Consider the following 22,544-nt stretch of genomic DNA (forward strand, 5'->3'; position numbering starts at 1 on the left):
ATGCGCATTGTGGTTCTCGCCGGCGGCATCGGCGGCGCCCGCTTCCTGCGGGGTGTGAAAGCAGCGGCGCCGGACGCCGACATCACGGTCATCGGCAACACCGGTGACGACATCCATCTGTTCGGGCTGAAGGTCTGCCCCGACCTCGACACCGTGATGTACACGCTCGGCGGCGGCATCAACGAGGAGCAGGGCTGGGGCCGGGCCGACGAAACCTTCCGGGTGAAGGAGGAGTTGGCGGCGTACGGGGTCGGGCCCGAGTGGTTCGGGCTCGGCGACCGGGACTTCGCCACCCACATCGTCCGTACGCAGATGCTCGGCGCCGGCTACCCGCTCAGCGCGGTGACCGAGGCGCTGTGCGCGCGGTGGAAGCCCGGGGTGCGGCTGCTGCCGATGTCCGACGACCGGATCGAGACCCATGTCGCCGTGGACGTCGACGGCGAGCGCAAGGCCGTCCACTTCCAGGAGTACTGGGTGCGGCTGCGCGCCTCGGTGGTCGCGCACGCGGTGGTGCCGGTCGGCGCCGAGCAGGCCAAGCCCGCCCCGGGCGTGCTGGAGGCGATCGCCGAGGCCGACGTGGTGCTCTTCCCGCCGTCCAACCCGGTGGTGAGCGTCGGCACCATCCTGGCGGTGCCGGGTATCCGCGAGGCGATCGCGGACGCCGGGGTGCCGGTGGTCGGGCTGTCGCCGATCGTCGGGGACGCGCCGGTGCGCGGCATGGCGGACAAGGTCCTCGCGGCGGTCGGCGTCGAGTCGACGGCGGCCGCGGTGGCCCAGCACTACGGCTCCGGTCTGCTGGACGGCTGGCTCGTGGACACGGTGGACGCGGGCGCGGTGCCCGAGGTCGAGGAGGCGGGCATCCGCTGCCAGGCCGTACCGCTGATGATGACGGACCTGGACGCCACCGCCGCGATGGCCCGTGCGGCGCTGGCGCTGGCCGAGGAGGTCCGCGCGTGAGCGCCTCCGGGCCCGCGCCGGCCGCCGCGAGCGCCCCCGAGGCGGCGGCCCCGGCCTACCGGGTGTGGGCGCTGCCCGGCATCCCCGAGGTGCGGGACGGCGACGACCTCGCCAAGATCATCGCGTCCGCGGCGACCGCCGACGGGCTGCCCGGGCTCGCCGACGGCGACGTGCTGCTGGTGACCTCGAAGATCATCAGCAAGGCCGAGGGCCGGATCATGGAGGCCACCGACCGTGAGGCCGCCATCGACCAGGAGACGGTACGGGTCGTGGCGCGCCGCGGCACCCTGCGCATCGTCGAGAACCGGCAGGGCCTGGTCATGGCGGCGGCGGGCGTCGACGCCTCCAACACGCCGGCCGGGACCGTACTGCTGCTGCCCGAGGACCCGGACGCCTCGGCGCGCGCCATCCGTGACGGGCTGCGGGAAGCGCTGGGCGTACGGGTCGGTGTCGTCGTCAGCGACACCTTCGGGCGGCCGTGGCGCAGCGGACTGACCGATGTCGCGATCGGCGCGGCCGGGGTCCGGGTGCTGGACGACCTGCGCGGCGGCACGGACGCGTACGGCAATCCGCTCAGCGCGACGATCGTCGCCACCGCCGACGAACTGGCCGCGGCGGGCGACCTGGTGAAGGGCAAGGCGGCCGGGCTGCCGGTGGCGGTGGTCCGCGGGCTGCCGCACGTGGTGCGCGAGGACGGCACGGACGGCGCCACGGACGACGCCGGGGCCCGGGACCTGGTGCGGTCCGCTCCCGACGACATGTTCCGGCTGGGCACCTCCGAGGCCGTACGGGAAGCGGTGACGCTGCGGCGTACGGTCCGCGAGTTCACCGACGACCCGGTGGACCCCGGCGCGGTCCGGCGCGCGGTCGCCGCGGCCGTCACCGCGCCCGCACCGCACCACACCACCCCCTGGCGGTTCGTCCTGCTGGAGACCGAGAGCGCCCGCACCGGGCTGCTGGACGCCATGCGGGACGCCTGGATCGCCGACCTGCGCGGAGACGGTTTCAACGCGGAGTCGATCGCCAAGCGGGTGCGCCGGGGCGACGTGCTGCGCAACGCGCCGTACCTGGTCGTGCCGTGCCTGGTCATGGACGGCTCGCACACCTATCCGGACGCGCGGCGCAACGCGGCCGAGCGGGAGATGTTCGTCGTCGCCAACGGCGCCGGCATCCAGAACTTCCTGGTCGCGCTGGCCGGGGAGCGGCTGGGGTCGGCGTGGGTGTCCTCGACGATGTTCTGCCGCGACGTCGTACGCGAGGCGCTGGACCTGCCGGCGGACTGGGACCCGATGGGCGCGGTGGCCGTGGGCCGCCCGGCGGCGCCGCCCCGGCCGCGGCCGGACCGCTCGGGGGACGACTTCGTGGTGGTGCGCTGAGGACCCGCGCCCACGGGGCGCCGCCCGGCCTACAGAGGCACCGTCCGGCCGTCGCTACAGCCGGGCGATGTCCCCGACGGGGAAGCGCGGGGCGCGGCGCGGCAGGGTCCGGCCCGACAGCAGGATGAAGCGGGTGGCGCGGTGCCGCTGTCCCTCGTACGGGGCGAGCAGGTCGAGCATCTGCTCGTCGGTGCCGTCGCGCCGCCCGGTCAGCGCGTAACCGACGATGCGCGGCAGGTGCAGGTCGCCGACGGTGATCGCGTCGGGCGCGCCGTTGGAGCGCTGGAGCGCCTCGGCGGCCGTCCACGGGCCGATGCCCTGGACCAGCTGGAGCCGGTGCAGGGCGTCCGGCAGGTCCATGGCCGCGGCCTCTTCGAGGCGGCTGGCGACCCGTACGGCCCGCAGGATCGTGGCCGAACGCTTGTGGTCGACGCCCGCGCGGTGCCACTCCCAGGACGGGATCAGCGCCCAGCCGCGCGGATCGGGCATCACGCGCAGCCGCTCGAACGGGCCGGGCGCGGGCTCGCCGTGCCGCTGGAGCAGCAGGCGCCAGGCGCGGTACGCCTCGTCGGCGGTGACCTTCTGCTCCAGGACCGAGGGGATCAGCGACTCCAGGACCAGGCCGGTGCGGGCGAGCCGTACGCCGGGATGGCGGCGGCGCGCCTCGTGGACGAGGCGGTGCCGCGGGGTGAAGGCCGCGGGGTCGTCGCCCTCCCCCAGGAGGGCGGGCAGCCCGTCCAGCATCCACTCGGCTCCGGGGCCCCACGCCTCGGCCTCGACCTGCCCGGCGCCGGACCGCTCCCGTACGCACAAGGTGGCCGGTCCCTGCGGCGTGCGGCTGGCCCGCCAGGCCGCGCCGTCCACCACCCGGAACGCCGGGTCGCCGGGGCCGCGACCGAGCACACCGAGGGTGCGGTGCAGGTCGTACGGACCCGGTGGGGTCCAGGTGCGGCGGAGGGGGGCGGGCATCCGGCCAGGGTAAGTGATGCGGGTGGGCGGTGGCGGGGGCCTGGTGCCCGGAGGGGATTCGGAGGTGTTCCAAGGGGGTCTGGAGGGGTTCCGGAAGGGTTCCGGAGGGACGGCGCCCGGCTGCCGCTTCCTGCCCGTCCCCGTACCGCGGCCTACTGGTCGGAGGAGAAGCGGACCGACGCCTCGGGTATCTCGGCGCCGCACCACACCCGTATGCCGTCGCGCAGTTCGTTGTCGGCGCCGACGTGGGCGCCGTCGCCGATGACCGCGCCCTCCAGCACCGTGCGCGCCCCGATGCGCGCCCCGGCGCCGATCAGCGAGTCGCGGACGCGGGCGCCCGGCTCGACGACGGCGCCCTCCAGGACGGCGCTGCCGTCGACGCGCGCGCCCGCGCCGATCCGGGCGCGGGGGCCGACGGACGAACCGCCGGTGATCTTGGCGTCGGGCGCCACCTCGGCGGTGTCCATGACCAGGCGGTCACCGCAGCGGCCGGGGACGGCCGGGGAGGGCGCGCGGCCCAGCACCAGGTCGGCGGAGCCGCGGACGAAGGCGTGCGGGGTGCCCAGGTCGAGCCAGTAGGTGGAGTCGACCATGCCCTGGAGGTGGGCGCCGCTCTCCAGCAGGCCGGGGAAGGTCTCGCGTTCGACGGAGACCGGCCGGCCGGCCGGGATGGTGTCGATGACCGAGCGGTTGAAGACGTAGGCGCCCGCGTTGATCTGGTCGGTGACGATCTCCTCGGGCGTCTGCGGCTTCTCCAGGAAGGCGGTGACCCGGCCGGTGGCGTCGGTGGGCACCAGGCCGAACGCGCGCGGGTCGGCGACCTTGGTCAGGTGCAGGGAGACGTCGGCGCCGGTGGTGCGGTGGGTGTCCACCAGGGCCGCGATGTCCAGTCCGGTGAGGATGTCACCGTTGAAGATCAGGACCGGGTCGCCGGGTGCCGAGTGCAGGCGGGAGGCGACGTTGCGGATGGCGCCGCCGGTGCCCAGCGGCTCCTCCTCGGTGACGTACTCCAGATGCAGGCCGAGCGCGGACCCGTCGCCGAAGTACGGCTCGAAGACCTCGGCGAGGTAGGACGTGGCCAGCACGACGTGCTCCACCCCCGCGGCGCGGGCGCGCGCCAGTTGGTGGGTGAGGAAGGGGACGCCGGCGGCCGGGACCATCGGCTTGGGCGTGTGCACCGTCAGCGGGCGCAACCGGGTGCCCTTGCCGCCGACCAGGAGGATCGCTTCAGTCACCTTGTCTTCTCTGCTTCCTGCTGGGGTCGGCCGGTCGGCGGACCAGTGTAGGCAGATACTTTCGAACGGACTTTCAGCGCCCCTGGAGGCGGGCCGCCGATTCGCGCGCGGTACCGAGCTTTCTGTACAGGCGGTCGCCGGGGCACTTGGTGTTGACCCCGTCCCGGTGCCCCGAGATGGCGTGCAGCTTGGCCCTGGTGCCCTTCTTGAACCGGTTGCCGCCGCCGGACACCAGGGTCGTGACGGCTCGCGGATCGACTCCGTACAGGCCGAGCTTCCAGGCCGTCAGTTTCGCCACCGCGGACACGGCCGCGGCGGGCGGATTTGCATTCTCGAACGCCCCGAGGACAGCGATGCCCATGCTGTTCTGGTTGAAACCGCGGGTGTGGGCGCCCATCACCGCCTTGGCCACGCCGCCCGCACGGCCTTCGTAGACGGTGCCGCACTTGTCGATGAGGAAGTTGTAGCCCATGTCGCGCCAGCCGCTGCTCTTGACGTGGAAGCGGTAGATGCCGCGCAGCACCGAAGGGGCCTGCCGGCACGTGTAGTTGTTGCCGGTGGCGCTGTGGTGGACGAAGGCCGCCCGGACGCTCTTGGTGTACGCGAACTCCCGCTCGCGCAGCCGCTCGTCGGCGCCCCAGCCGGCCCGGGTGACGATGGCCGGGCGCGGGCCGATGTGGGAGCGCGGGGTGGTGGGGCGTGAGGTGTCGGTGGGGCGGGGGGTGGGCTCGTCGTCGTAGTCGTCGCCGGGGCCGGCGGGCTTGCCCAGCGCGGGGAGGCGGAAGACGCCGAGCAGGGCGTCGAGGGCGGAGCCGACGGTTCCGGTGTTCCGGGGCGGCTTCGGACGGCTCCCGCCGGAGGGCTGTTCGCCGATCCGCGCCGCCCGTACCTGCGGAGTGTCCTGGCCGGGGTCGACCAGCTCCAGGCGCATCCCGGCGGGCAGGGCCCGGCGTGCGGCCGTCCGGCCGCTGCCGTCGCGCTCCGGGAGGACGCGCAGTTCCACGGCGTCGGAGGCGCCCACCCACAGGGGTGCGGTGCTGCCCCGTACGGAGCCGCCCCGGCGTTCGGCGGACCTCGGGTCGGGAGCGTCGTCGTCGTGCGCCTGGAGGTCCTGCCAGCCGGACCAGCCGGTGCTGCCGACGGGGCGGGTACGGACCTGGACGTCGCCGTGGAGTTCGGCGGCCGGGTCGTCCCAGACGACGCCGACCATGGAGAACGGGGCGACACCGCGGGCGGACCGGCCCTGGGCGCCGGAGGCCGCGCTCCGGTCCGAGGTGTGCAGGGGGCGCAGGGGCAGGGAGCGGGTGCTGCCGGGGATGCCGACGGGTACGGCCCGGCCGGACCGCTGACCCGGCTGTGCGGGCTGTCCGGCCCGTGGGGCGGGCCGCCCGTCGGACGTACCGGTTGCGGAGGTGCCGGCCGGGCCGGCGGTGGTCGCCCCGGCGGGCAGGGCGAGCGGGAGGGCGAGGGCCGCGGTGCACGTCACGGCGATCGAGGTAGCAAGAATGGCACGCATGGAGAAAGCGTGAACGAATGGGACATAACATGCCATTCATGAAACTGACGGCGCGTCGGCCCGGATGCCCCGTACCCGCCCGCCGTCCGGCTGACCGGCGGCCGCCGCCGCGCGTACCCTGACGCCGATGAACACCACCGATCGCACCCCCGCCGACCTGCTGCGTTCCGCACTCGCCGCGGACCCGGCCCGCCCGCTCGTGACCTTCTACGACGACGCCACCGGCGAGCGCGTGGAACTGTCCGTCGCCACCTTCGCCAATTGGGTGGCGAAGACCGCCAACTACCTCCAGGGCGACCTCGCCGCCGAACCCGGCGACCGCCTCGCGCTGCTGCTGCCCGCGCACTGGCAGACCGCGGTCTGGCTGCTGGCCTGCTCCTCGGTCGGCGTGGTCGCGGACGTCGGCGGCGACCCGGGCGCGGCGGACCTCGTCGTGAGCGGCCCGGACACCCTGGAGGAGGCCCGCGCCTGCACGGGCGAGCGGGTGGCGCTGGCGCTGCGCCCGCTGGGCGGCCGCTTCCCGCAGGCGCCGCAGGGCTTCGCGGACTACGCGGTCGAGGTGCCGAGCCAGGGCGACCGGTTCGCGCCGTACGCGCCGGTCTCCCCGCAGGACCCGGCGCTCGCCGTGGACGGCCGGGAGCTGACCGGCGCCGAGGTGGTGGCGGTGGCGCTGGCCGATGCCGCGGAACGCGGGCTGTCCGAGGGGTCCCGGCTGCTGTCCGGCCTGCCGTACGACACCTGGGCGGGCCTGTCCGCCGGGCTGTTCGCCCCGCTGGCCGCGGGCGGCTCGGTCGTCCTGTGCCGCAACCTGGACCGGCTGGCCGCGGACGGCCTGGCGCAGCGCGAGGAGAGCGAGCGGGTCACGCACCGCGCGGACTGACGGGCCGTACCGCGTCTCCGGCGCGGGGCCGGGGTGCCGTGTCCCGGGTGCCGGGGCCGTGCCCCGAGATGCCGGGTCCGCGTCCCGAGGCGCCCGGGCCGCGTCCCGGCCGGGGTCCGCCTTCCGGCCGCGTCCCGGCCCCGGGCTCCCGCGTCCTGTCCCCCGTCCGGCGGACGCCTGACCCTCCGTGAGGGGCCGGTACGCCCCGGGCAGGCCATGATCTTGGGATACGGATGCCCTTGCGGGCCCGCCCGTCCGGCCCCGGACGGTGGCCCGCGCGGGCGGGACACCGACTCCGGAGGGATGGGGACGCACACGTGAGCGACAGCCCGGAGAACCCTCCCGGCCGGCCCGGTCCGCGGGACGCCGACGGCGAGCCGGGCGGGCGCCCGGCCCCGCCCGCGGCCCCGCCGCTGGACCTCACGGCGGAGAGCGGCGCGACGGCCACCGGCCCGCGGCCCGGGCGCCGGTGGCTGCGCTGGACCGCCCTCGGGCTCGCCGGGCTGCTGCTGGCCGCGGCCGGTACCGGCTGGCTGCTCTACACCAAGCTGGACGGCAACATCCGTACCGACCACGACACCCGCAACGAGCTGGAGAAGTACGAGGCGGAGCGGCCCAAGTCGGAGCCCGGGGGCGCGGAGAACGTCCTGCTGATCGGCTCCGACCGGCGCTCCGGGGAATCCAACGGCAAGTACGGCGCGGACAACGGCACCCAACGCTCGGACACCGCGATCCTGCTGCACGCGGCGGCGGACCGCAGGAGCGCGACGGCGGTCAGCATCCCGCGCGATCTGATGGTGCGCATTCCCGCTTGCAAGCGTTCCGACGGAAAGCAGTCGGTACCGCAATTCATCCAGTTCAACTGGGCGTTCGAGTTCGCGGGGGCGGCGTGCACGATCCGTACGGTCGAGAAGCTGACCGGCATTCGCATCGACCACCACATGATCGTGGATTTCGCCGGATTCAAGAAAATGGTGGACGCGGTGGACGGAGTCGACCTCTGCCTGGAACGCCCCGTCAATGACGACGAGGCGCATCTGCGGCTGCCGTCCGGCTGGCAGACGCTGCGCGGGGAGGAGGCGCTCGGCTACGTCCGGGCCCGTAAGAGCCTCGGCGACGGCAGCGACACCATGCGCATGGAGCGCCAGCAGCAGTTCCTGGCGGCGCTGGTGAACAAGGTCCAGAGCAACGGCGTCCTGCTGCACCCCGGCCGGCTCTATCCGCTGCTGGACGCCGCGACCAGCTCCCTGACCACGGACGAGGACCTGGCGTCCCTGCGGGGCCTGTACGAATGGGTCCGCGGTATGCGCAGCATTCCGACCGACAAGGTGCAGTTTCTGACTGTTCCGCGTCAGGAGTACCGCTACGACCCCGACCGCGACGAACTCGTCCAGCCGGACGCCGGGCAGCTCTTCCGGCAACTGGCCAAGGATCGCCCGGTGACCGTACGGCCCCCTTCGGCGGCTCCCTCCCCCGCCCCCGCCGCGTCCGCCGTACCCGGCCGGGCGCGGAACACGGCGGGCGCGCCGCAATCCCCGAACCCGGCGTCCGGATCGCGTAAGGATTCCGCGGGCGACACGTCGGACGGTTCCGCTCTCCCGTCCGCGACACCCACGTTCCGGGGAACCACCGCCGAACGCGGGATCTGCCGCTGAAAGCTCGGCAAAAATACGTCCGGCCGCTGGAAAGCTGCCGAAAAGATGGGGTGAATTGCCCAGTTGTAGGGGAGTGGAATGTGTCACGGGCGTCGCTCGTCGCCGAACCGGGCGGATAGTGTGAGCGATCCGGTCCGCACGACCAGGCTGACCGCGCATTGCACAACCGACCGACCGAGCGCCTTGAGGGGGAGGCGCCGCGTGGCACCGACGGAGGACACAAGGCACCGTGGACGCGCAAGGCCGTGGGCGAGGGGACGACATCGATCCCGCCGATCAGTGGGTGTTCGACCCGAACACCGGCACCTACGAGTTGCGGCTGGACCCCGGCGACGCCCCGGCGACGCAGCCGGCCGGCCGCAAGGGGCCGGCGCCCGGACGCGGCCGTGGCACACCACGGCCCGAGGGGGGCCGGGGCACTCCCGCGCCCGGCGGCGGTACGGGGCAGCCCGGCAGGCGTACGGGGCAAAACGGTTCTGGAAGCGGTGGACCCGGCCGGGACACCGACACCCGCGAGCTGCCCGCGCAACGCGACCGGCGCGCCGGGAACCGCTCCGCGCCGCCCGGCGGCAGCGCACCGAGCCGCCGTAAGCCCAAGCCGAAGAAGTCCGCGAAGAAGAAAGCGCTCTACTGGACGTCCGGCGCGCTCGGCTTCGTCCTCGTCGCGGGCTGCGGCGGCGCGTTCTTCCTGTACCAGCAGCTCAACGGGAACATCTCCAAGGTCGACGTCGGCAAGGAGAACCCGGCGGTCAAGGACGGCCCGGTCAACATCCTCGTCATCGGCACGGACGCCCGCTCCGGCAAGGGCAACCAGGGATACGGCGACGCGGGCAGCGTGGGGCACGCGGACACCACGATCCTGATGCACATCTCCAAGGACCGCTCCAACGCGACGGCCCTGAGCATCCCCCGCGACATGATCACCGACATTCCGGACTGCCCGACGAAGAAGGACGGCGCCACCAGGAACATCCCGGGCGAGCGCAACGTCCGCTTCAACACGAGCCTGGGCCAGGAGGACCGCGACCCCGGCTGCACCTGGCGCACCGTCGAGAAGATGACCGGCCTGTCCATAGATCACTTCATGATGGCCGACTTCAACGCGGTCAAGGAGCTGTCGGAGGCGGTCGACGGCGTCGAGGTGTGCGCCGCGAAGCCGATCGACGACCCGAAGTCCCATCTGCACCTGCCGGCGGGCAAGAGCATCGTCAAGGGCGAGCAGGCGCTGGCCTTCGTCCGTACCCGGCACTCCGTCGGCACCGGCAGCGACCTCAGCCGCATCCAGCTCCAGCAGCAGTTCCTCAGCTCGATGATCCGCAAGATGAAGTCCGGCGACACCCTCACCAGCGTGCCCAAGCTCTACGACCTGGCCCAGGCCGCCACCAAGGCGCTGACCGTGGACACCGGGATCGGCAGCGCGGGCAAGCTGGTGGACCTCGCCAAGGACCTCAGCCGGGTCGACATCAAAAACATCACTTTCGCCACAGTTCCCGTCCTGGACAACCCGAAGGACCCTGCGACCGTCGTACTGGACGAGACGAAGGCCGGACCGCTGTTCCAGATGATCCGCGCCGACCACTCGCTGTCCAGGACGAAGGAGAAGAAGAGCAAGGGCACGTCGGACGACAAGAAGGTTCCCAAGGCCCCGGCCGACAAGGTCCGGGTGGACGTCAGCAACGGCGGCGGACCGATCGGTGCCGCCCAGGAGACGGTGGACTGGCTGCAGAACAGCAAGGCCGCGAAGCTGTCGACCAACGCCGGCAACGCGCCGACGAAGCTGGCCGCGACCCGGCTGGAGTACGCGCCGAACCAGGCCGACCAGGCGGCAGCCCTGGCCGACTGGATGGGCCTGCCCAAGAGCGCGCTGAAGAAGACCACCGCGGACGCGGGGCCCAAGGTCCCGATGAAGCTGATCCTTGGCAAGGACTTCGAGGGACCGGGCAAGTCGATCGAGGCGCCGACGAAAACGCCGGACGGCGTGCAGAACGTGAACGCCGACGACCAGAACGTCTGCGCCAAGTAGCCGGACCCCGGCCGGACCCCCCGGCCGGTCCGCGGCTGCACGGGGCAGCCGGAAAGACCAAGCGAGCCCCGGCCGCCGTGACCGGCGCCGACTGACGGGGGAGAAACCCAATGCGGCACAGCAGTGCGCGTGGTGACGGGCCACAACGGCGCCGGCCCGGCGCCGAGGATCTGGGCTGGGACGACAGCCTGTACGGGAACGGGAACGGAGACGGGCGGAACGGAGCGCCGGGGTCCGGTGCGCCGCGACCGGCGGACCAGGGAGGTACGCCTCCCCCGGACGCCCCGGACGCCCCGGACGCCCCGGACGCCCCGGTCGCTCCCGGCGTCACCGGCACGCCGTCGGCGGGCGGCGGCGCGGCCGTCCCTCCGGTGATCACGGGAGGGGTGTCGGGGCCGCCCGTGATCAGCGGCGGCGTCGCGGGCCCGGCCCCGGGCGGCGCCACCACCGGCCGGCCTCCCGCACCGGCCGTCACGGGCACGGCTGTCACCGGCACCCCCGCCGCCGGTACACCTGCCGCCGGTACCGCCACCGCCCTCAAGGACGCGGCGGACCCCGGCTCCTCCCCCGCCGACGGCTCCGAGCCCGAGGCCAAGGGCTCCCGCCGCGCGCGCAGACCCCGCAGCAAGGCCCGGCGCGTCCTGCGCTGGAGCGCGATAACCCTGGCCGTGCTGATAGTCGGCACGGCCGGCGCCGGTTACTGGTACTACGAGCACCTCAACAGCAACCTCCGCAAGGACGCCCTGGACCTGGGCTCCGGCGGCCTGGAGAAACCCGAGCCGAACGCCTTCGGGCAGACGCCGCTGAACATCCTGCTGCTCGGCTCGGACGGCCGGAACAGCGACAAGAACATCGAGCTGGGCGGCGCCCGCCAGGACGCGGACCGCAAGCCGCTGGCCGACGTACAGATGCTGCTGCACGTCTCCGCCGACCGCAGCAACATGTCGGTCGTCTCGATCCCGCGCGACACCCGCGTACCGATCCCGGAGTGCAAGGACCCGGACGACGGCAAGGTCTACCCGCAGACCACCGCGGCCATCAACACCTCGCTCCAGCACGGCGGCCCCGGCTGCACCGTCGCCACCTGGAAGGAGCTGACCGGCATCTACATCGACCACTTCATGATGGTCGACTTCGCCGGTGTGGTGGACATGGCGGACGCCATCGGCGGCGTACCCGTGTGTGTGGACAAGAACGTCTACTCGCACGACAAGAAGGGCCACGGCAGCGGCCTGAAGCTCACCGCGGGCACCCACGCGGTCAAGGGCGTACAGGCTCTCCAGTGGCTGCGCACCCGTTACGGCTTCGAGGACAACACCGACATCGGCCGGGCCAAGGCCCAGCACATGTACATGAATTCGATGGTCCGCGAGCTGAAGGCGGGCACCAAGCTGACCGACCCGATGAAGCTGCGCGACCTGGCCGAGGCCGCCACCAAGGCACTGACCGTGGACGAGGGCCTGGGCAGCGTCAAGAAGCTGTACGACCTGGGCGGCGACCTCCAGCGGGTGCCGACCGAACGGATCACGATGGTCACCATGCCGTGGCAGTACGCGGCGGGCGGCGAGTACGTCGTGCCCAAGCCGGGCGACGCCGAACAGACCTTCTCCCTCGTGCGCAACGACACCGCGCTGGACGGCAAGGACAAGAAGAAGAAGCCCGCGCCCGACCCGCAGCCGACGACGGCCAAGGACAAGCTGGACGTCGTCGTCCAGAACGGCACCAACAGCACGGTGACCGGCCCGGTCTCCGGCCGTGCGAACGTGATCGCCGGCCGTCTGGCGTCCCTCGGCTACACGAGCGCCGCCACGGACTCCCGCCTCACCACCCAGGCCGACACCACGATCACCTACCCGGCCAAGGAGGGGCGCGGCGACGCCCTCGCCCTCGCGAAGGCCCTCGGCCTGCCCAAGGACGCGGTCAAGGAGTCGGGTTCGGCCACCCGCATGCGGCTGGTGATCGGCAACGACTGGCGCAAGGGGACGTCGTTCCCCGTACCGTCGGAGGGCAAGAAGGAGGCCGACAAGGCCCCGGACAGCGCCGACGCCCTCAACGGCGAGGACAAGAAGGCCTGTATGAAGGTGAACCCCGCCTACACCTTCTGACCGGACCGCGCCCGGCCGCGACCGGGCGGCACCGCCGGTTCCGGCGGCAGGGTGCAGTGCGCGCCGTGCGGGCCCGCCGGCGCACAGGCGTTCGCGGTGGTCCGCACCTCGTCGTCGACGCGCCGGTGCAGGGACGCCGTGAAGGGCGAGGCGGGGGCGAGGGTGTCCAGCAGGGCGTGGGCGCGCTGGTGGACGTCCGCGAGGATGCGCCGGTACGGGACGAGGACGTGCGGGGTGAACATCATGGCGGCCAGCCGGCGGCGGTCGGCGGGGGAGTCGGCGGCCCGGCCGAGGAGTTCCACCGCCTGCTCCCGGTCCGCGTCGGTGGCCGCGTGCAGCAACTGGACCAGGAGGTAGGTGGCGGTGCGGTTGCCGAGGTCCTCGCTCCGGCCGGAGCGCAGGTCGTCCTCGTCGTTGCGGAACTGCGCGAGGACACCGACGGCCTGTCCGAACTCCCCCCAGGCGGCGGCCCGCGGGTCGTCGGCGGCGTCCGCGCCGAGCGCCAGGCGGGCCGCCATCGTGGCGGCCATGGCGTAGACCGCGCCGCTCTTGTGCCGGTAGACCGTCAGCACCTCCTCGGGGCTCGTCCCGGTCGGTGAGCCGAGGAGGTCACCGACCTGCCCGTCGCAGGCGGCGGTCCAGCCGTCGAGGTAGTCCGCGGTCAGACGCTCGCGCAGGGGCCCGGGCACGGGCAGGGCGGCCAAGGCCCGCAACGGCAGGGCGTAGCCGCATTCCAGGGCCGCCGTCATGACGGCGGCCGGGGCGCCGCCGTACAGCCGGGTGCCGGTGTCGCCGTCCGACACGTCGTCGAAGGTGTTGGCGGCCCGCCACCACAGGGTGTGCGCCCCGGCCACCGGGACGGCCGGTTCGAGGGTGCCCTCGACGGCGCCGTGCACGAGGAGCGGCAGCGCGCATTCGAGGGGGGACCGCCTGCCGTGGGTGACGAGCCGTTCGAGCGTGGGCCGCAGGTGCGCGTACCGGGGCCGGTAGGCGTCGAGGAGCCCGGTCAGGTACCGGCTCACCTGCGGGACGGTCTCGGCGAGCCGGGCTTCGGGGCTCGGCCGCACGGCGGCGGACCGGGGATGAGGGGACAAGCGTGTCTCCGTACGGTCGGGGGATCGGTCCGGTGTCACATCGGGAGGTCCCGCGCCGCCGGTGCGCGGCGGTCCGCCGGCCGGCCGGCGGGAGCGGCCGCCGGGGGCAGGCCGCGGGCCAGGACCGCGGCGGCCGCCGAGGTCGTGGTCAGCGCGGTGGTGGTGACCGCGAAGGCGGCGACCACGTCGGCCGTGGCGCGCACCTGGGCGAAGAAGAGGAAGCCGTAGACGCACACGCCGAGCGCGGCGCCGAGCTGCTGGGCCGTGGAGACCACGCCGGACGCCGCGCCCGCGACCGGTTCCGGCACGGTGCGCAGGGTCACGGACAGGGCGGGAGTGACGCACAGGCCCAGCGCGCCGCCGACGGCGCACACCGCGCCGAGCAGCCAGCGGGGGTCCGTGCCGAGGGCGGTCACGGCGCAGCCCGCGTACCCGGCGGTCGCGGCGAGGGAGGCCAGGACCAGCAGCCGTACCTCCGCGCCGCGGGCCAGCCGGGGCGCCATCAGCGAGCCGGCGGCGAACGCGACCGCGGCCGGCACCATGCCCGCGCCGGTGGCCAGCGGACTCCAGCGCAGGCCCTTCTGGAGCAGCAGCCCGAGCATCAGCACGAACGCGGCGAGCCCGCAGTTGACCAGGACGATCAGCACGATGCCGCGCCGGAAGCCGTCGAGCCCCAGCAGCCGCGGCGGTACGAGCGGGGAGCCGCCCCGGGCGTCCAGCGCCCGTTCGTGGCGCAGGAAGCAGGCGGCGACCGGGACGGAGGCGGCCAGGCAGGCCGGTCCCCACCACACCATGCCGCCCGCGCCGCCCGCCACCAGGGGGACGGTGAACAGCCCGAGCGCGGCCGCCGCGAGGCCCACGCCGGGCAGGTCGGCGCGCACCGGCGCGCGGCGCGCCGGCGGGCCCCCGCCCGCCGCCCACGGCAGGAGGGTGAGCGCCGCGACGCCCACCGGTACGTTGACGAGGAAGACGGCCCGCCAGCCGAGGCCGAGGACGTCCGCCGACAGCAGCCAGCCGCCGAGCAGTTGCCCGCCGATCGCGCCGAGCCCCATCACCGCGCCGATCGCGGCGTACGCCCGGCGCTGCGCCGCGCCGGTGAACAGCGTCTGCGCGGCACGGTAGACCTGGGGCACCATCAGGGCCGTCCCGGCGCCCTGGAACAACCGGGCCAGGATCAGGACGGCCGTGGTGGGCGCCGCCCCGCAGACGACCGAGGCGCCGGTGAAGACGGCCATGCCGAGGCCGAAGACCCGCAGGGAGCCCAGCGCGTCCCCCAGCCGGCCGCCGGCGGCCAGGCCGAGGGCGTAGACGAGCTGGTAACCGGCGAGGACGAGCTGCTGCTGGCTGCCGTCCGCGCCCAGGTCCCGTTCCAGCGCGGGCATGGCCACGACCACGACGAAGACATCGAGGTTGGCGAGGAACGTGCCGCACAGCAGGACAACCAGCGCCGCCCAGGGACGCACGGGGGCACCTCCAGCCGATCGCCGGGCACGGTACGTGATGATCGTGACACGTATCGTAGCCATGCCGGGGCGTCTGTGCCCAGCCCGCGTGAACTGCTGGGACAGGAGGGGCGGGCGGTACAGGAGGGGCGGCGGCGCGCGCACCCGGAGGGACGCGTCCCGCAGCACGCGGCCGACGGCCGCGTAAGCCGGATGCGCGGGTCGCCCGCACGGTCACTCCGCGGCGGCCGGCTGCGGCGCCGGCACCGCCGGGCGGCGGCTGGCGATGACCTTCTCGGCCAGCGACCGCGGACTGGTCAGGAAACCCCAGCCCCACGACATGTGCATGGTCGCCAGGGCGACCGGGATCTGGACGCGGGCCTTCAGCGGCAGTCCCTTGCCCGCCGGGACCGAGCCCGCCGCGATGGCCGCCAGGTATCCGGCCGGGACGGCGAAGCCCCACGGCGTGACGAGGGCGCCGACCACGGCGCCCGCCGCGATGGCGCACACCGCGGTCGGCGGTGCCAGGTACCGCAGGTTGATCGAACCGGAGTGGTAGCGGGCCACGACGTGGCGCCAGCGCCCGTAGTCCTTGTACTGCCGGGCGAGCGCGCGGACGCTGGGCCGCGGCCGGTACTGCACCTTCAGCTCGGGTGAGAACCAGATCCGCCCGCCCGCCTCGCGGATGCGGAAGTTCAGCTCCCAGTCCTGGGCGCGGATGAACTCCTCGTTGTAGCCACCCTGCTGCTCCAGCGCCTCACGGCGGAAGACGCCCAGGTAGACCGTGTCGGCCGGGCCCGCGGCGCCCCCCGTGTGGAAGGCCGCGTTGCCCACGCCGATCTTGGAGGTCATCGCGGCGGCGACCGCGTCCTCCCAGGCGTTCTCGCCCTCGGCGTGCATGATGCCGCCGACGTTCTGCGCACCGGTCTCCTCCAGGAGGCGGACGGCGGTCGCGATGTAGTCCGGCGAGAGCATGCCGTGGCCGTCGACGCGCACCACGACCGGGTGGCGGGACGCCTTGATCGCCGCGTTCAGGGCGGCCGGGGTGCGGCCGGTGGGGTTGGGCACGGTCAGCACGCGGGCCCGCTCGTTGGCGGCGTTCTCGGCGACCAGCTCGGCGGCGATCTCGTCCGTACGGTCCGTCGAGGGCCCGAGCGCGATCACCACCTCCATCTCACCGGCGTACTCCTGTTCCAGGATGTGCTGGACCGAGCTGCGCAGATGACGTTCCTCGTTGAGCACCGGCATGATCACGGAGACGGCCGGGAGCTGCTGCGGTGGCGTGGCGTTCATCGCGGTCACGTTACCGCGTATGGGGGACGGGGGCCGACGGCAGGCGGGTGGCCCTGGGGCCGGCGTCCGGCGTGTGGCGCTTTACAGCCGATCATATGGGCCTACGGTGACCCGGCCCGCTCCTTCCCGTCCGCGGCCGGTCCGCCCGGACGCGGAAACGGTTCCGCCCGCCCCCGCCGCCCCGCCCTCACCACTCCCTCCCCCGCCGCTCTCCTCCCCGCTGCCCCGTCCCCCCGGTCCCCCGCCCCGTTCCCGCACTCCGTCCGCCCCGACCCTGCCGCGGAGGTGTCCCCATGACCGCACCGCACCGCTCGCCCCGTCCGCGCGCCCGTCACCGGCGACGGGACGGGCGGCCCCGCTGGGGCCTGCGCGTCACCGCGGGCGTCTCGCTGCTGCTGCTGGCCGCGGGCGGGGTCGGGCACGCCATGGTCACCGGGGTCGAGGACGGCATCGCCCGGGTGGACGCCTTCAAGGGCCTGGGCAACCGGCCGGACAACAGCGGCGGGGACGGCATGAACTTCCTGGTCGTCGGCACGGACGGCCGGGACAAGCTCTCCCCCGAGGAGAAGCGCCGGTACCACCTGGGCGGCGAGCCGTGCCACTGCACCGACACGATCATGATGGTGCACCTGTCCGCCGACCGGAACCGCGCCAGCGTGGTCAGCCTGCCGCGCGACTCGTACGCGCAGACGCCCCCGCACACCGACGGGACCACCGGCAAGCACCACCGCGGCCACCCCGTGAAACTCAACGCGGCGTACGCGGAGGGCGGCCCCGGCCTGACCATCCGGACCGTCGAGCGGATGACCGGTGTGCACATCGACCACTACCTGGAGGTCGACTTCACCAGCTTCATGAAGACGGTGGACGCGGTCGGCGGTGTGAACATCTGCACCAACCGCCCCCTGAAGGACAGCTACAGCGGCCTGGACCTGCCCGCCGGGCGCTCCCGGCTCAACGGCGGCCAGGCCCTCCAGTACGTCCGCGCCCGGCACCTGGACAGCGCCTCCGACCTGGGGCGGATGCAGCGCCAGCAGCGTTTCCTCGCCGCGCTCATGCACAAGATCACCAGCTCCGGCGCGCTGCTCCACCCGGTCCAGTTCAAGGAGATCACCGACGCGCTGCTGGAGTCCGTACGGGCCGACGAGGGGTTCGGCGCGGACGAAATGGTCGACCTCGGCCAGGCACTGCGCGGCTTCAACCCGTCGTCCTCCGAGTTCACCTCCGTGCCGCTGGGCGACATCGACTTCCAGGTGCCCAACGTGGGCTCGACCGTGATGTGGAACGAGGACAAGGCGAAGCAGCTCTTCCAGGCGCTGCGCGAGGACCGGCCGCTGGCCGTACGGCGGCCCGGCCGGCAGCGCGCGACGGTCGTGGACGTACCGCCCGCCACGATCCGGGTGCAGGTCGACAACGGCGCGGGCCGGACGGGGCTGGGCCGCGCGGTGGACAAGTCCCTGCGCGCCACCGGCTTCGACACCACCGGCACCCCGGGCAACGCCGCCACCCGCGTACGGCGCACCGTGATCGCCTACGACCCGCGCTGGGACCGCTCGGTCCGCTCCCTCGCCGCCGCCCTGCCCGGGGCGGCCCTGCGCCCGGCTCCCGGCCAGGGCGCGGTGCTGCGGGTCACCGTCGGCAAGGACTTCAAGGCGGTCCACCGGGTGCGCTCCGACGACCCGACCCAGCCGACGGGCGCCGGCGACTTCGGAACGCTGACCGGCGACGAGGCCGCCTGTCCCTGACCGCCGGGCTCCGCGGCGTGTACCCGGTTGTCCAGGTGCTGTGTACTCAGTACAGTCCCCGCTCATGAGTGAAAAACGATCACCGCTCAGCGACCGGTGGTTCCTCGACCAGATCGCCGCCGTCGCCCAGCAGTTCCTGCGCTCACAGCCGGACAGCCAGGTGCCGGTCGCCCCGGACACCCCGGGCGCACCGGGCGCACCGGCCGCACCACGGCACTCCGGGCACGAGGACCTGACCGCCCGCGCCGCGCGTCTGTCCGCGCAGCGGGCCCGGCTGGAGCAGGAGGAAGCCGCACTCCAGGCGGACGTGGAACGCCTCAACCACGCCTCCGACTCCGCCCCGGGCACTGCCCCCGCCCCGGCCACCGGCTCCGTCGCCTGCTCCGGCCCGGCCTCCGACTCCGGCCCCTGCTCCGGCTCCGCGCCGCGACCGGCCCGGTCGACGGCCGTCCCGGAACTCGGGATCAGCCCCGACGACCTCACCCTCACCGAGGCAGGCCGCATCCGGCGCGCCTACAAGATCACCGAAGCCGCCCTGCCGCGTCTGGTCCTGGAGGCCGCGGCGGACGGCCTCGACTCACCCGTCATCGCCCGCGACCTCGCCGTCACGCCGTCGTACGTCTACCGCATCCTGCGCGAACGCGTCCGCTACAGCTGGCGCCTCGACGTACGCGACGGCGACACGTGGACCGTACGGAGCAGCGGTCAGGACGTCGTGGAGCGCGCCCTCGGCAGCGGTACCCGGCTCGCGGAGAAGCTCCTCGCCGAGTCCGGCGCGGACCGCGTACTGCTCTGGGAGGGTGCCCGCACGACCGACGCGGAAGCCACCCTCGACCTGGCCGGGCCCGCAGGGCCGTGACCCTCCGCGTCGCTACGCGTCGTCGATCCCGTCCGCCACCCGCTGCGCCCGCAGCTCCTTGATCGCGCGGCGCCGGGCCAGCCGGTGGGTACGGCGGATCTGGGCCTCCTGGTAGCGGCGCTTGTCCCGCTCGGTCTCCGGGACGACCGGCGGCACGGGGCGGGGCTTGCCCTCCTCGTCGACCGCCGCGAACACCAGGTAGGCCGAACCGACCTGTGTCGCGGGCGTGGACTCGTTCCAGCGCTCGGCCAGCACCCGCACCCCGACCTCCATCGAGGACCGCCCGGTCCAGTTGACCTGGGCCTTCACATGCACCAGGTCCCCTACGCGGACCGGCTCCAGGAACGCCATCTCGTCCATGGAGGCGGTGACCGCGGGCCCGCCGGAGTGCCGGCCCGCGACCGCGCCGGCCGCGTCGTCGACGAGTTTCATGATCACGCCGCCGTGCACCGTACCCAGCAGGTTCGTGTCCCCTGCCGTCATGATGTGCGACAGCGTCGTCCGGGAGACGGAAGTGGGCTTGCCCGGAAGGTCGGCCTCCGGGCCGGCGGTGACGAGATCGGTCATGCGCCCACTGTATGCGCGGGGCGCGCATCCCTTCCCACGCGCCCGCCCCGTACCCCCGGCCAGGGGCACCCGTGCCGGATTGGTCACCTCCGTCCGCATTGCGCAAGCGGCGCTCCGCGTCACTTTGCATCAGCTCTGCAACAGCGGCGGCCCGATCTCGTACCTCCCCTGTATGGGGGAGCCGTAGGACAGGCAGACTTCCCCCATGAACGAGTGGCCTGGGTCCGACAACAGAGACCGGTACGGACGTGGCAGCGGCGCCGAGCCGGAGGGCGCGCGCGCCATGCCGCACGTACGGCGTGGCGGTCCCAACGGGCCCGGCGGCCCCGGCGGGCCCTTCCCCGGGCCGGGACAGCAGCCGCCCGAGCCGCCGCTGCCGCCGCACCTCTCGCCGCGCCGCCACCCCTCCGTCCCGCCTCAGGGCCAGGGCCCCGACCCGTACGGCAACAGCTACGACGGCGGGCACGGTGACGGCTACAACACCGGCCAGGTCTACGGCGGCGGCCGCGGCGGTGGCGGGCAGGGCGGCGGCCGTTCCCCGCGCCCCGCGCCCAACTGGGGCCGCCGCATCAAGTGGTCCGTGCTGACGCTGGTCGCCGTGCTCCTCGTCACCTCGGTCGCCACGTACTTCTGGGCCGACGGCAAGCTGCGCCGCGAGGTCGACCTGAGCAAGGTCATCGACCGCCCCGAGGAAGGCGACGGCACCAACTACCTGATCGTCGGCTCCGACAGCCGCGAGGGCATGTCCGACGAGGACAAGAAGAAGCTGCACACCGGCTCCGCCGAGGGCAAGCGCACGGACTCGATGATGATCCTGCACGACGGCGGCAACGGCCCGACCCTGATCTCGCTGCCGCGCGACTCGGACGTCGAGATCCCCTCGTTCGTCGGTTCCAAGTCCGGCAAGAAGTACGCCGCCAGGGGCCGCCACACCAAGCTCAACGCGGCCTACGCCGAGGACGGCCCCGAACTGCTGGTGCGCACCGTCGAGCACAACACCGGGCTGCGCATCGACCACTACGTCGAGATCGGCTTCGCGGGCTTCGCCAACATCGTGGACGCGATCGGCGGCGTCGAGATGGACATCCCGAAGGCGTTCAAGGACAAGAAGTCCGGCGCCGACTTCCAGGCCGGCAAGCAGACCCTCAACGGCGAGCAGGCCCTCGCCTTCGTCCGCACCCGCTACGCCTTCGCGGGCAGCGACCTGGACCGCACGAAGAACCAGCAGAAGTTCCTCGCCGCCCTGGCGAGCCAGACGGCGACCCCCGGCACGATCATCAACCCGTTCAAGCTCTACCCGACGATGAGCGCGGGCCTGGACACCGTGATCGTCGACAAGGACATGGGCCTCTTCGACCTCGGCTCGATGTTCTTCGCGATGAAGGGCGTCACGGGCGGCGACGGCAAGTCGATGAACATGCCCATCGCCGGCAGCGTCGGCGGCAACCTCCGCTGGGACAAGGCCAAGGTCGCCAAACTCGTCGAGCAGCTGAAGAACGACGAGCCGGTGACGGTGAGCGGGAACGAGTAGACGGGACGGCACCTCCCGGTACACCGCGAAGCGCCGCCCATCGCAAGAGCCCCCGGCCGAGGCCGGGGGCTCTGTCGGCGGGCGGCCGTGCCGTTACGGCAGGTTGCGCGCCATCACGATCCGCTGCACCTGGTTCGTGCCCTCGTAGATCTGGGTGATCTTGGCGTCGCGCATCATGCGCTCCAGCGGGTAGTCGCGGGTGTAGCCGTAGCCGCCGAGGAGCTGGACGGCGTCGGTGGTGATCTCCATGGCGGCGTCGGAGGCGTAGCACTTGGCGGCGGCGCCGAAGAAGGTGAGGTCCTCGGGCTTGCCGCCGGCGGAGATGCGCTCGGACTTGGCGGCGGCGGCGTAGGTGAGCTGGCGGGCGGCCTCCAGCTTCATGGCCATGTCGGCGAGCATGAACTGCACGCCCTGGAAGTCGCCGATCGGCTTGCCGAACTGCTTGCGCTCCTGGACGTAGCCCTTGGCGTAGTCGAGGGCGCCCTGGGCGATGCCGAGGGCCTGGGCCGCGATGGTGATGCGGGTGTGGTCCAGGGTCTTCATGGCGGTGGCGAAGCCGGTGCCCTCCGCGCCGATCATGCGGTCGGCGGGGATGCGGACGTTGTCGAGGTAGACCTCGCGGGTCGGCGAGCCCTTGATGCCGAGCTTCTTCTCCGGGGCGCCGAAGGAGACGCCGGGGTCGGACTTCTCCACGACGAAGGCGGAGATGCCCTTGGAGCGCTTCTCGGGGTCGGTGACGGCCATGACCGTGTAGTACTCGGAGACGCCGGCGTTGGTGATCCAGCGCTTGACGCCGTCGAGGACGTAGTGGTCGCCGTCGCGTACGGCCCTGGTCTTCATGCCGGCCGCGTCGGAGCCCGCGTCCGGCTCGCTCAGGCAGTACGAGAACATCGCGTCGCCCTTGGCGAGCGGGCCCAGGTACTTCTTCTTCAGCTCCTCGGAGCCGGAGAGGATCACGGGGAGGGAGCCGAGCTTGTTGACCGCGGGGATCAGGGAGGAGGAGGCGCAGACGCGGGCGACCTCCTCGATGACGATGACGGTGGCCAGCGCGTCGGCACCGGCGCCGCCGTACGCCTCGGGGACGTGGACGGCGTGCAGGTCGTTGAGGGTCAGCGCGTCCCGGGCCTCCTGCGGGAAGCGGGCCTGCTCGTCCACCTCGGCGGCGAACGGGGCGATCTTCGCCTCGGCGAGCGAGCGCACCGAGTCGCGGAGCATGTCGTGCTCCTCGGACGTCCGGTACAGATCGAAATCGACGGTTCCCGCCAAGGTTTCTCACTCCCCTGAGAGCTGACTACAG

Annotated in this window: 17 protein-coding genes; 9 read left to right on the forward strand and 8 right to left on the reverse strand. The window is 73.4% G+C overall.

The genetic code is table 11. The features are described from left to right. Both cofD and ACZ4QV_RS08490 read left to right on the forward strand, forming a co-directional pair. Entirely contained in the window at nt 1-957 is a 957-nt protein-coding gene (gene cofD, locus ACZ4QV_RS08485; protein WP_361590900.1) for a 2-phospho-L-lactate transferase, read from the forward strand. Beyond that, nucleotides 954-2,333 carry a coenzyme F420-0:L-glutamate ligase gene (locus ACZ4QV_RS08490; RefSeq protein ID WP_361590898.1) on the forward strand — a complete coding sequence of 460 codons (1,380 nt, stop codon included), beginning with the start codon at nt 954-956 and terminating at the stop codon, nt 2,331-2,333. The genes cofD and ACZ4QV_RS08490 overlap by 4 nt, the downstream gene beginning before the upstream one ends. 54 nt (nt 2,334-2,387) lie before the next feature. On the opposite strand, the gene ACZ4QV_RS08495 is transcribed toward ACZ4QV_RS08490, so the two are convergent. From ACZ4QV_RS08495 to ACZ4QV_RS08505, 3 genes are all read right to left on the reverse strand, one after another. Continuing rightward, complete coding sequence (locus ACZ4QV_RS08495) at nt 2,388-3,302, reverse strand: DNA-3-methyladenine glycosylase family protein (RefSeq protein ID WP_361590896.1); 915 nt, start codon at nt 3,300-3,302, stop codon at nt 2,388-2,390. Between the two features lie 152 nt (nt 3,303-3,454). Then, nucleotides 3,455-4,537, reverse strand: coding sequence for a mannose-1-phosphate guanylyltransferase (manB, locus tag ACZ4QV_RS08500; protein WP_361590894.1), 1,083 nt, complete (start codon nt 4,535-4,537; stop codon nt 3,455-3,457). 73 nt (nt 4,538-4,610) lie between these two features. After that, nucleotides 4,611-6,053 carry a peptidoglycan recognition protein family protein gene (locus tag ACZ4QV_RS08505; protein WP_467762716.1) on the reverse strand — a complete coding sequence of 481 codons (1,443 nt, stop codon included), beginning with the start codon at nt 6,051-6,053 and terminating at the stop codon, nt 4,611-4,613. Between the two features lie 127 nt (nt 6,054-6,180). Between ACZ4QV_RS08505 and ACZ4QV_RS08510 the strand changes: the two genes are divergently transcribed. From ACZ4QV_RS08510 to ACZ4QV_RS08525, 4 genes are all read left to right on the forward strand, one after another. Beyond that, complete coding sequence (locus ACZ4QV_RS08510) at nt 6,181-6,933, forward strand: TIGR03089 family protein (RefSeq protein WP_361150067.1); 753 nt, start codon at nt 6,181-6,183, stop codon at nt 6,931-6,933. A gap of 317 nt (nt 6,934-7,250) precedes the next feature. Beyond that, a complete protein-coding gene (locus ACZ4QV_RS08515) occupies nt 7,251-8,588 on the forward strand; it encodes an LCP family protein (RefSeq protein ID WP_361635827.1) in 1,338 nt (445 codons plus the stop codon). Nucleotides 8,589-8,817: 229 nt separating this feature from the next. Continuing rightward, the gene (locus tag ACZ4QV_RS08520; protein ID WP_361150063.1) at nt 8,818-10,611 is read left to right on the forward strand and encodes an LCP family protein; all 1,794 of its coding nucleotides are present in this window, start codon (nt 8,818-8,820) and stop codon (nt 10,609-10,611) included. Between the two features lie 110 nt (nt 10,612-10,721). Beyond that, nucleotides 10,722-12,716 carry an LCP family protein gene (locus ACZ4QV_RS08525; protein WP_467762717.1) on the forward strand — a complete coding sequence of 665 codons (1,995 nt, stop codon included), beginning with the start codon at nt 10,722-10,724 and terminating at the stop codon, nt 12,714-12,716. Here ACZ4QV_RS08525 and ACZ4QV_RS08530 read toward each other — a convergent pair. From ACZ4QV_RS08530 to ACZ4QV_RS08540, 3 genes are all read right to left on the reverse strand, one after another. Then, nucleotides 12,704-13,810, reverse strand: coding sequence for a class 1 isoprenoid biosynthesis enzyme (locus tag ACZ4QV_RS08530; RefSeq protein WP_361590884.1), 1,107 nt, complete (start codon nt 13,808-13,810; stop codon nt 12,704-12,706). The genes ACZ4QV_RS08525 and ACZ4QV_RS08530 overlap by 13 nt on opposite strands. A gap of 35 nt (nt 13,811-13,845) precedes the next feature. Beyond that, nucleotides 13,846-15,273, reverse strand: a complete 1,428-nt coding sequence (locus ACZ4QV_RS08535; protein ID WP_361150055.1) for an MFS transporter — start codon at nt 15,271-15,273, stop codon at nt 13,846-13,848. Nucleotides 15,274-15,486: 213 nt separating this feature from the next. Continuing rightward, on the reverse strand, nt 15,487-16,545 hold the full coding sequence (locus ACZ4QV_RS08540; protein WP_361590882.1) for a glycosyltransferase family 2 protein: 1,059 nt from the start codon (nt 16,543-16,545) through the stop codon (nt 15,487-15,489). Nucleotides 16,546-16,838: 293 nt separating this feature from the next. Between ACZ4QV_RS08540 and ACZ4QV_RS08545 the strand changes: the two genes are divergently transcribed. Together ACZ4QV_RS08545 and ACZ4QV_RS08550 are read left to right on the forward strand one after the other, a co-directional pair. Continuing rightward, nucleotides 16,839-18,290 (forward strand): LCP family protein, encoded by a 1,452-nt coding sequence (locus tag ACZ4QV_RS08545; RefSeq protein WP_361590880.1) that lies wholly within the window; start codon nt 16,839-16,841, stop codon nt 18,288-18,290. A 64-nt stretch (nt 18,291-18,354) separates the two neighbouring features. Further along, complete coding sequence (locus ACZ4QV_RS08550; protein ID WP_467762718.1) at nt 18,355-19,149, forward strand: hypothetical protein; 795 nt, start codon at nt 18,355-18,357, stop codon at nt 19,147-19,149. Between the two features lie 12 nt (nt 19,150-19,161). Here ACZ4QV_RS08550 and ACZ4QV_RS08555 read toward each other — a convergent pair whose 3' ends face one another. Then, entirely contained in the window at nt 19,162-19,716 is a 555-nt protein-coding gene (locus ACZ4QV_RS08555) for an acyl-CoA thioesterase (RefSeq protein WP_361150043.1), read from the reverse strand. A gap of 205 nt (nt 19,717-19,921) precedes the next feature. On the opposite strand from ACZ4QV_RS08555, the gene ACZ4QV_RS08560 reads away from it, so the two are divergent. Then, nucleotides 19,922-21,247 (forward strand): LCP family protein, encoded by a 1,326-nt coding sequence (locus ACZ4QV_RS08560; protein WP_361150041.1) that lies wholly within the window; start codon nt 19,922-19,924, stop codon nt 21,245-21,247. Nucleotides 21,248-21,340: 93 nt separating this feature from the next. On the opposite strand, the gene ACZ4QV_RS08565 is transcribed toward ACZ4QV_RS08560, so the two are convergent. After that, on the reverse strand, nt 21,341-22,513 hold the full coding sequence (locus ACZ4QV_RS08565; RefSeq protein WP_361150038.1) for an acyl-CoA dehydrogenase family protein: 1,173 nt from the start codon (nt 22,511-22,513) through the stop codon (nt 21,341-21,343). Between the last annotated feature and the right edge of the window lie 31 nt (nt 22,514-22,544).

This window comes from Streptomyces sp. NPDC026394 (assembly GCF_055567735.1).

Excerpts from the sequence above, each read along its gene's own strand:
- ACZ4QV_RS08505 (WP_467762716.1), bottom strand. The coding sequence starts at position 6,053 with ATGCGTGCCATTCTTGCTACCTCGATCGCCGTGACGTGCACCGCGGCC.
- ACZ4QV_RS08550 (WP_467762718.1), top strand. The coding sequence starts at position 18,355 with ATGAGTGAAAAACGATCACCGCTCAGCGACCGGTGGTTCCTCGACCAG.
- cofD (WP_361590900.1), top strand. The coding sequence starts at position 1 with ATGCGCATTGTGGTTCTCGCCGGCGGCATCGGCGGCGCCCGCTTCCTG.
- ACZ4QV_RS08545 (WP_361590880.1), top strand. The coding sequence starts at position 16,839 with ATGACCGCACCGCACCGCTCGCCCCGTCCGCGCGCCCGTCACCGGCGA.
- ACZ4QV_RS08495 (WP_361590896.1), bottom strand. The coding sequence starts at position 3,302 with ATGCCCGCCCCCCTCCGCCGCACCTGGACCCCACCGGGTCCGTACGAC.
- ACZ4QV_RS08540 (WP_361590882.1), bottom strand. The coding sequence starts at position 16,545 with ATGAACGCCACGCCACCGCAGCAGCTCCCGGCCGTCTCCGTGATCATG.
- ACZ4QV_RS08560 (WP_361150041.1), top strand. The coding sequence starts at position 19,922 with ATGAACGAGTGGCCTGGGTCCGACAACAGAGACCGGTACGGACGTGGC.
- ACZ4QV_RS08555 (WP_361150043.1), bottom strand. The coding sequence starts at position 19,716 with ATGACCGATCTCGTCACCGCCGGCCCGGAGGCCGACCTTCCGGGCAAG.
- ACZ4QV_RS08510 (WP_361150067.1), top strand. The coding sequence starts at position 6,181 with ATGAACACCACCGATCGCACCCCCGCCGACCTGCTGCGTTCCGCACTC.
- ACZ4QV_RS08525 (WP_467762717.1), top strand. The coding sequence starts at position 10,722 with ATGCGGCACAGCAGTGCGCGTGGTGACGGGCCACAACGGCGCCGGCCC.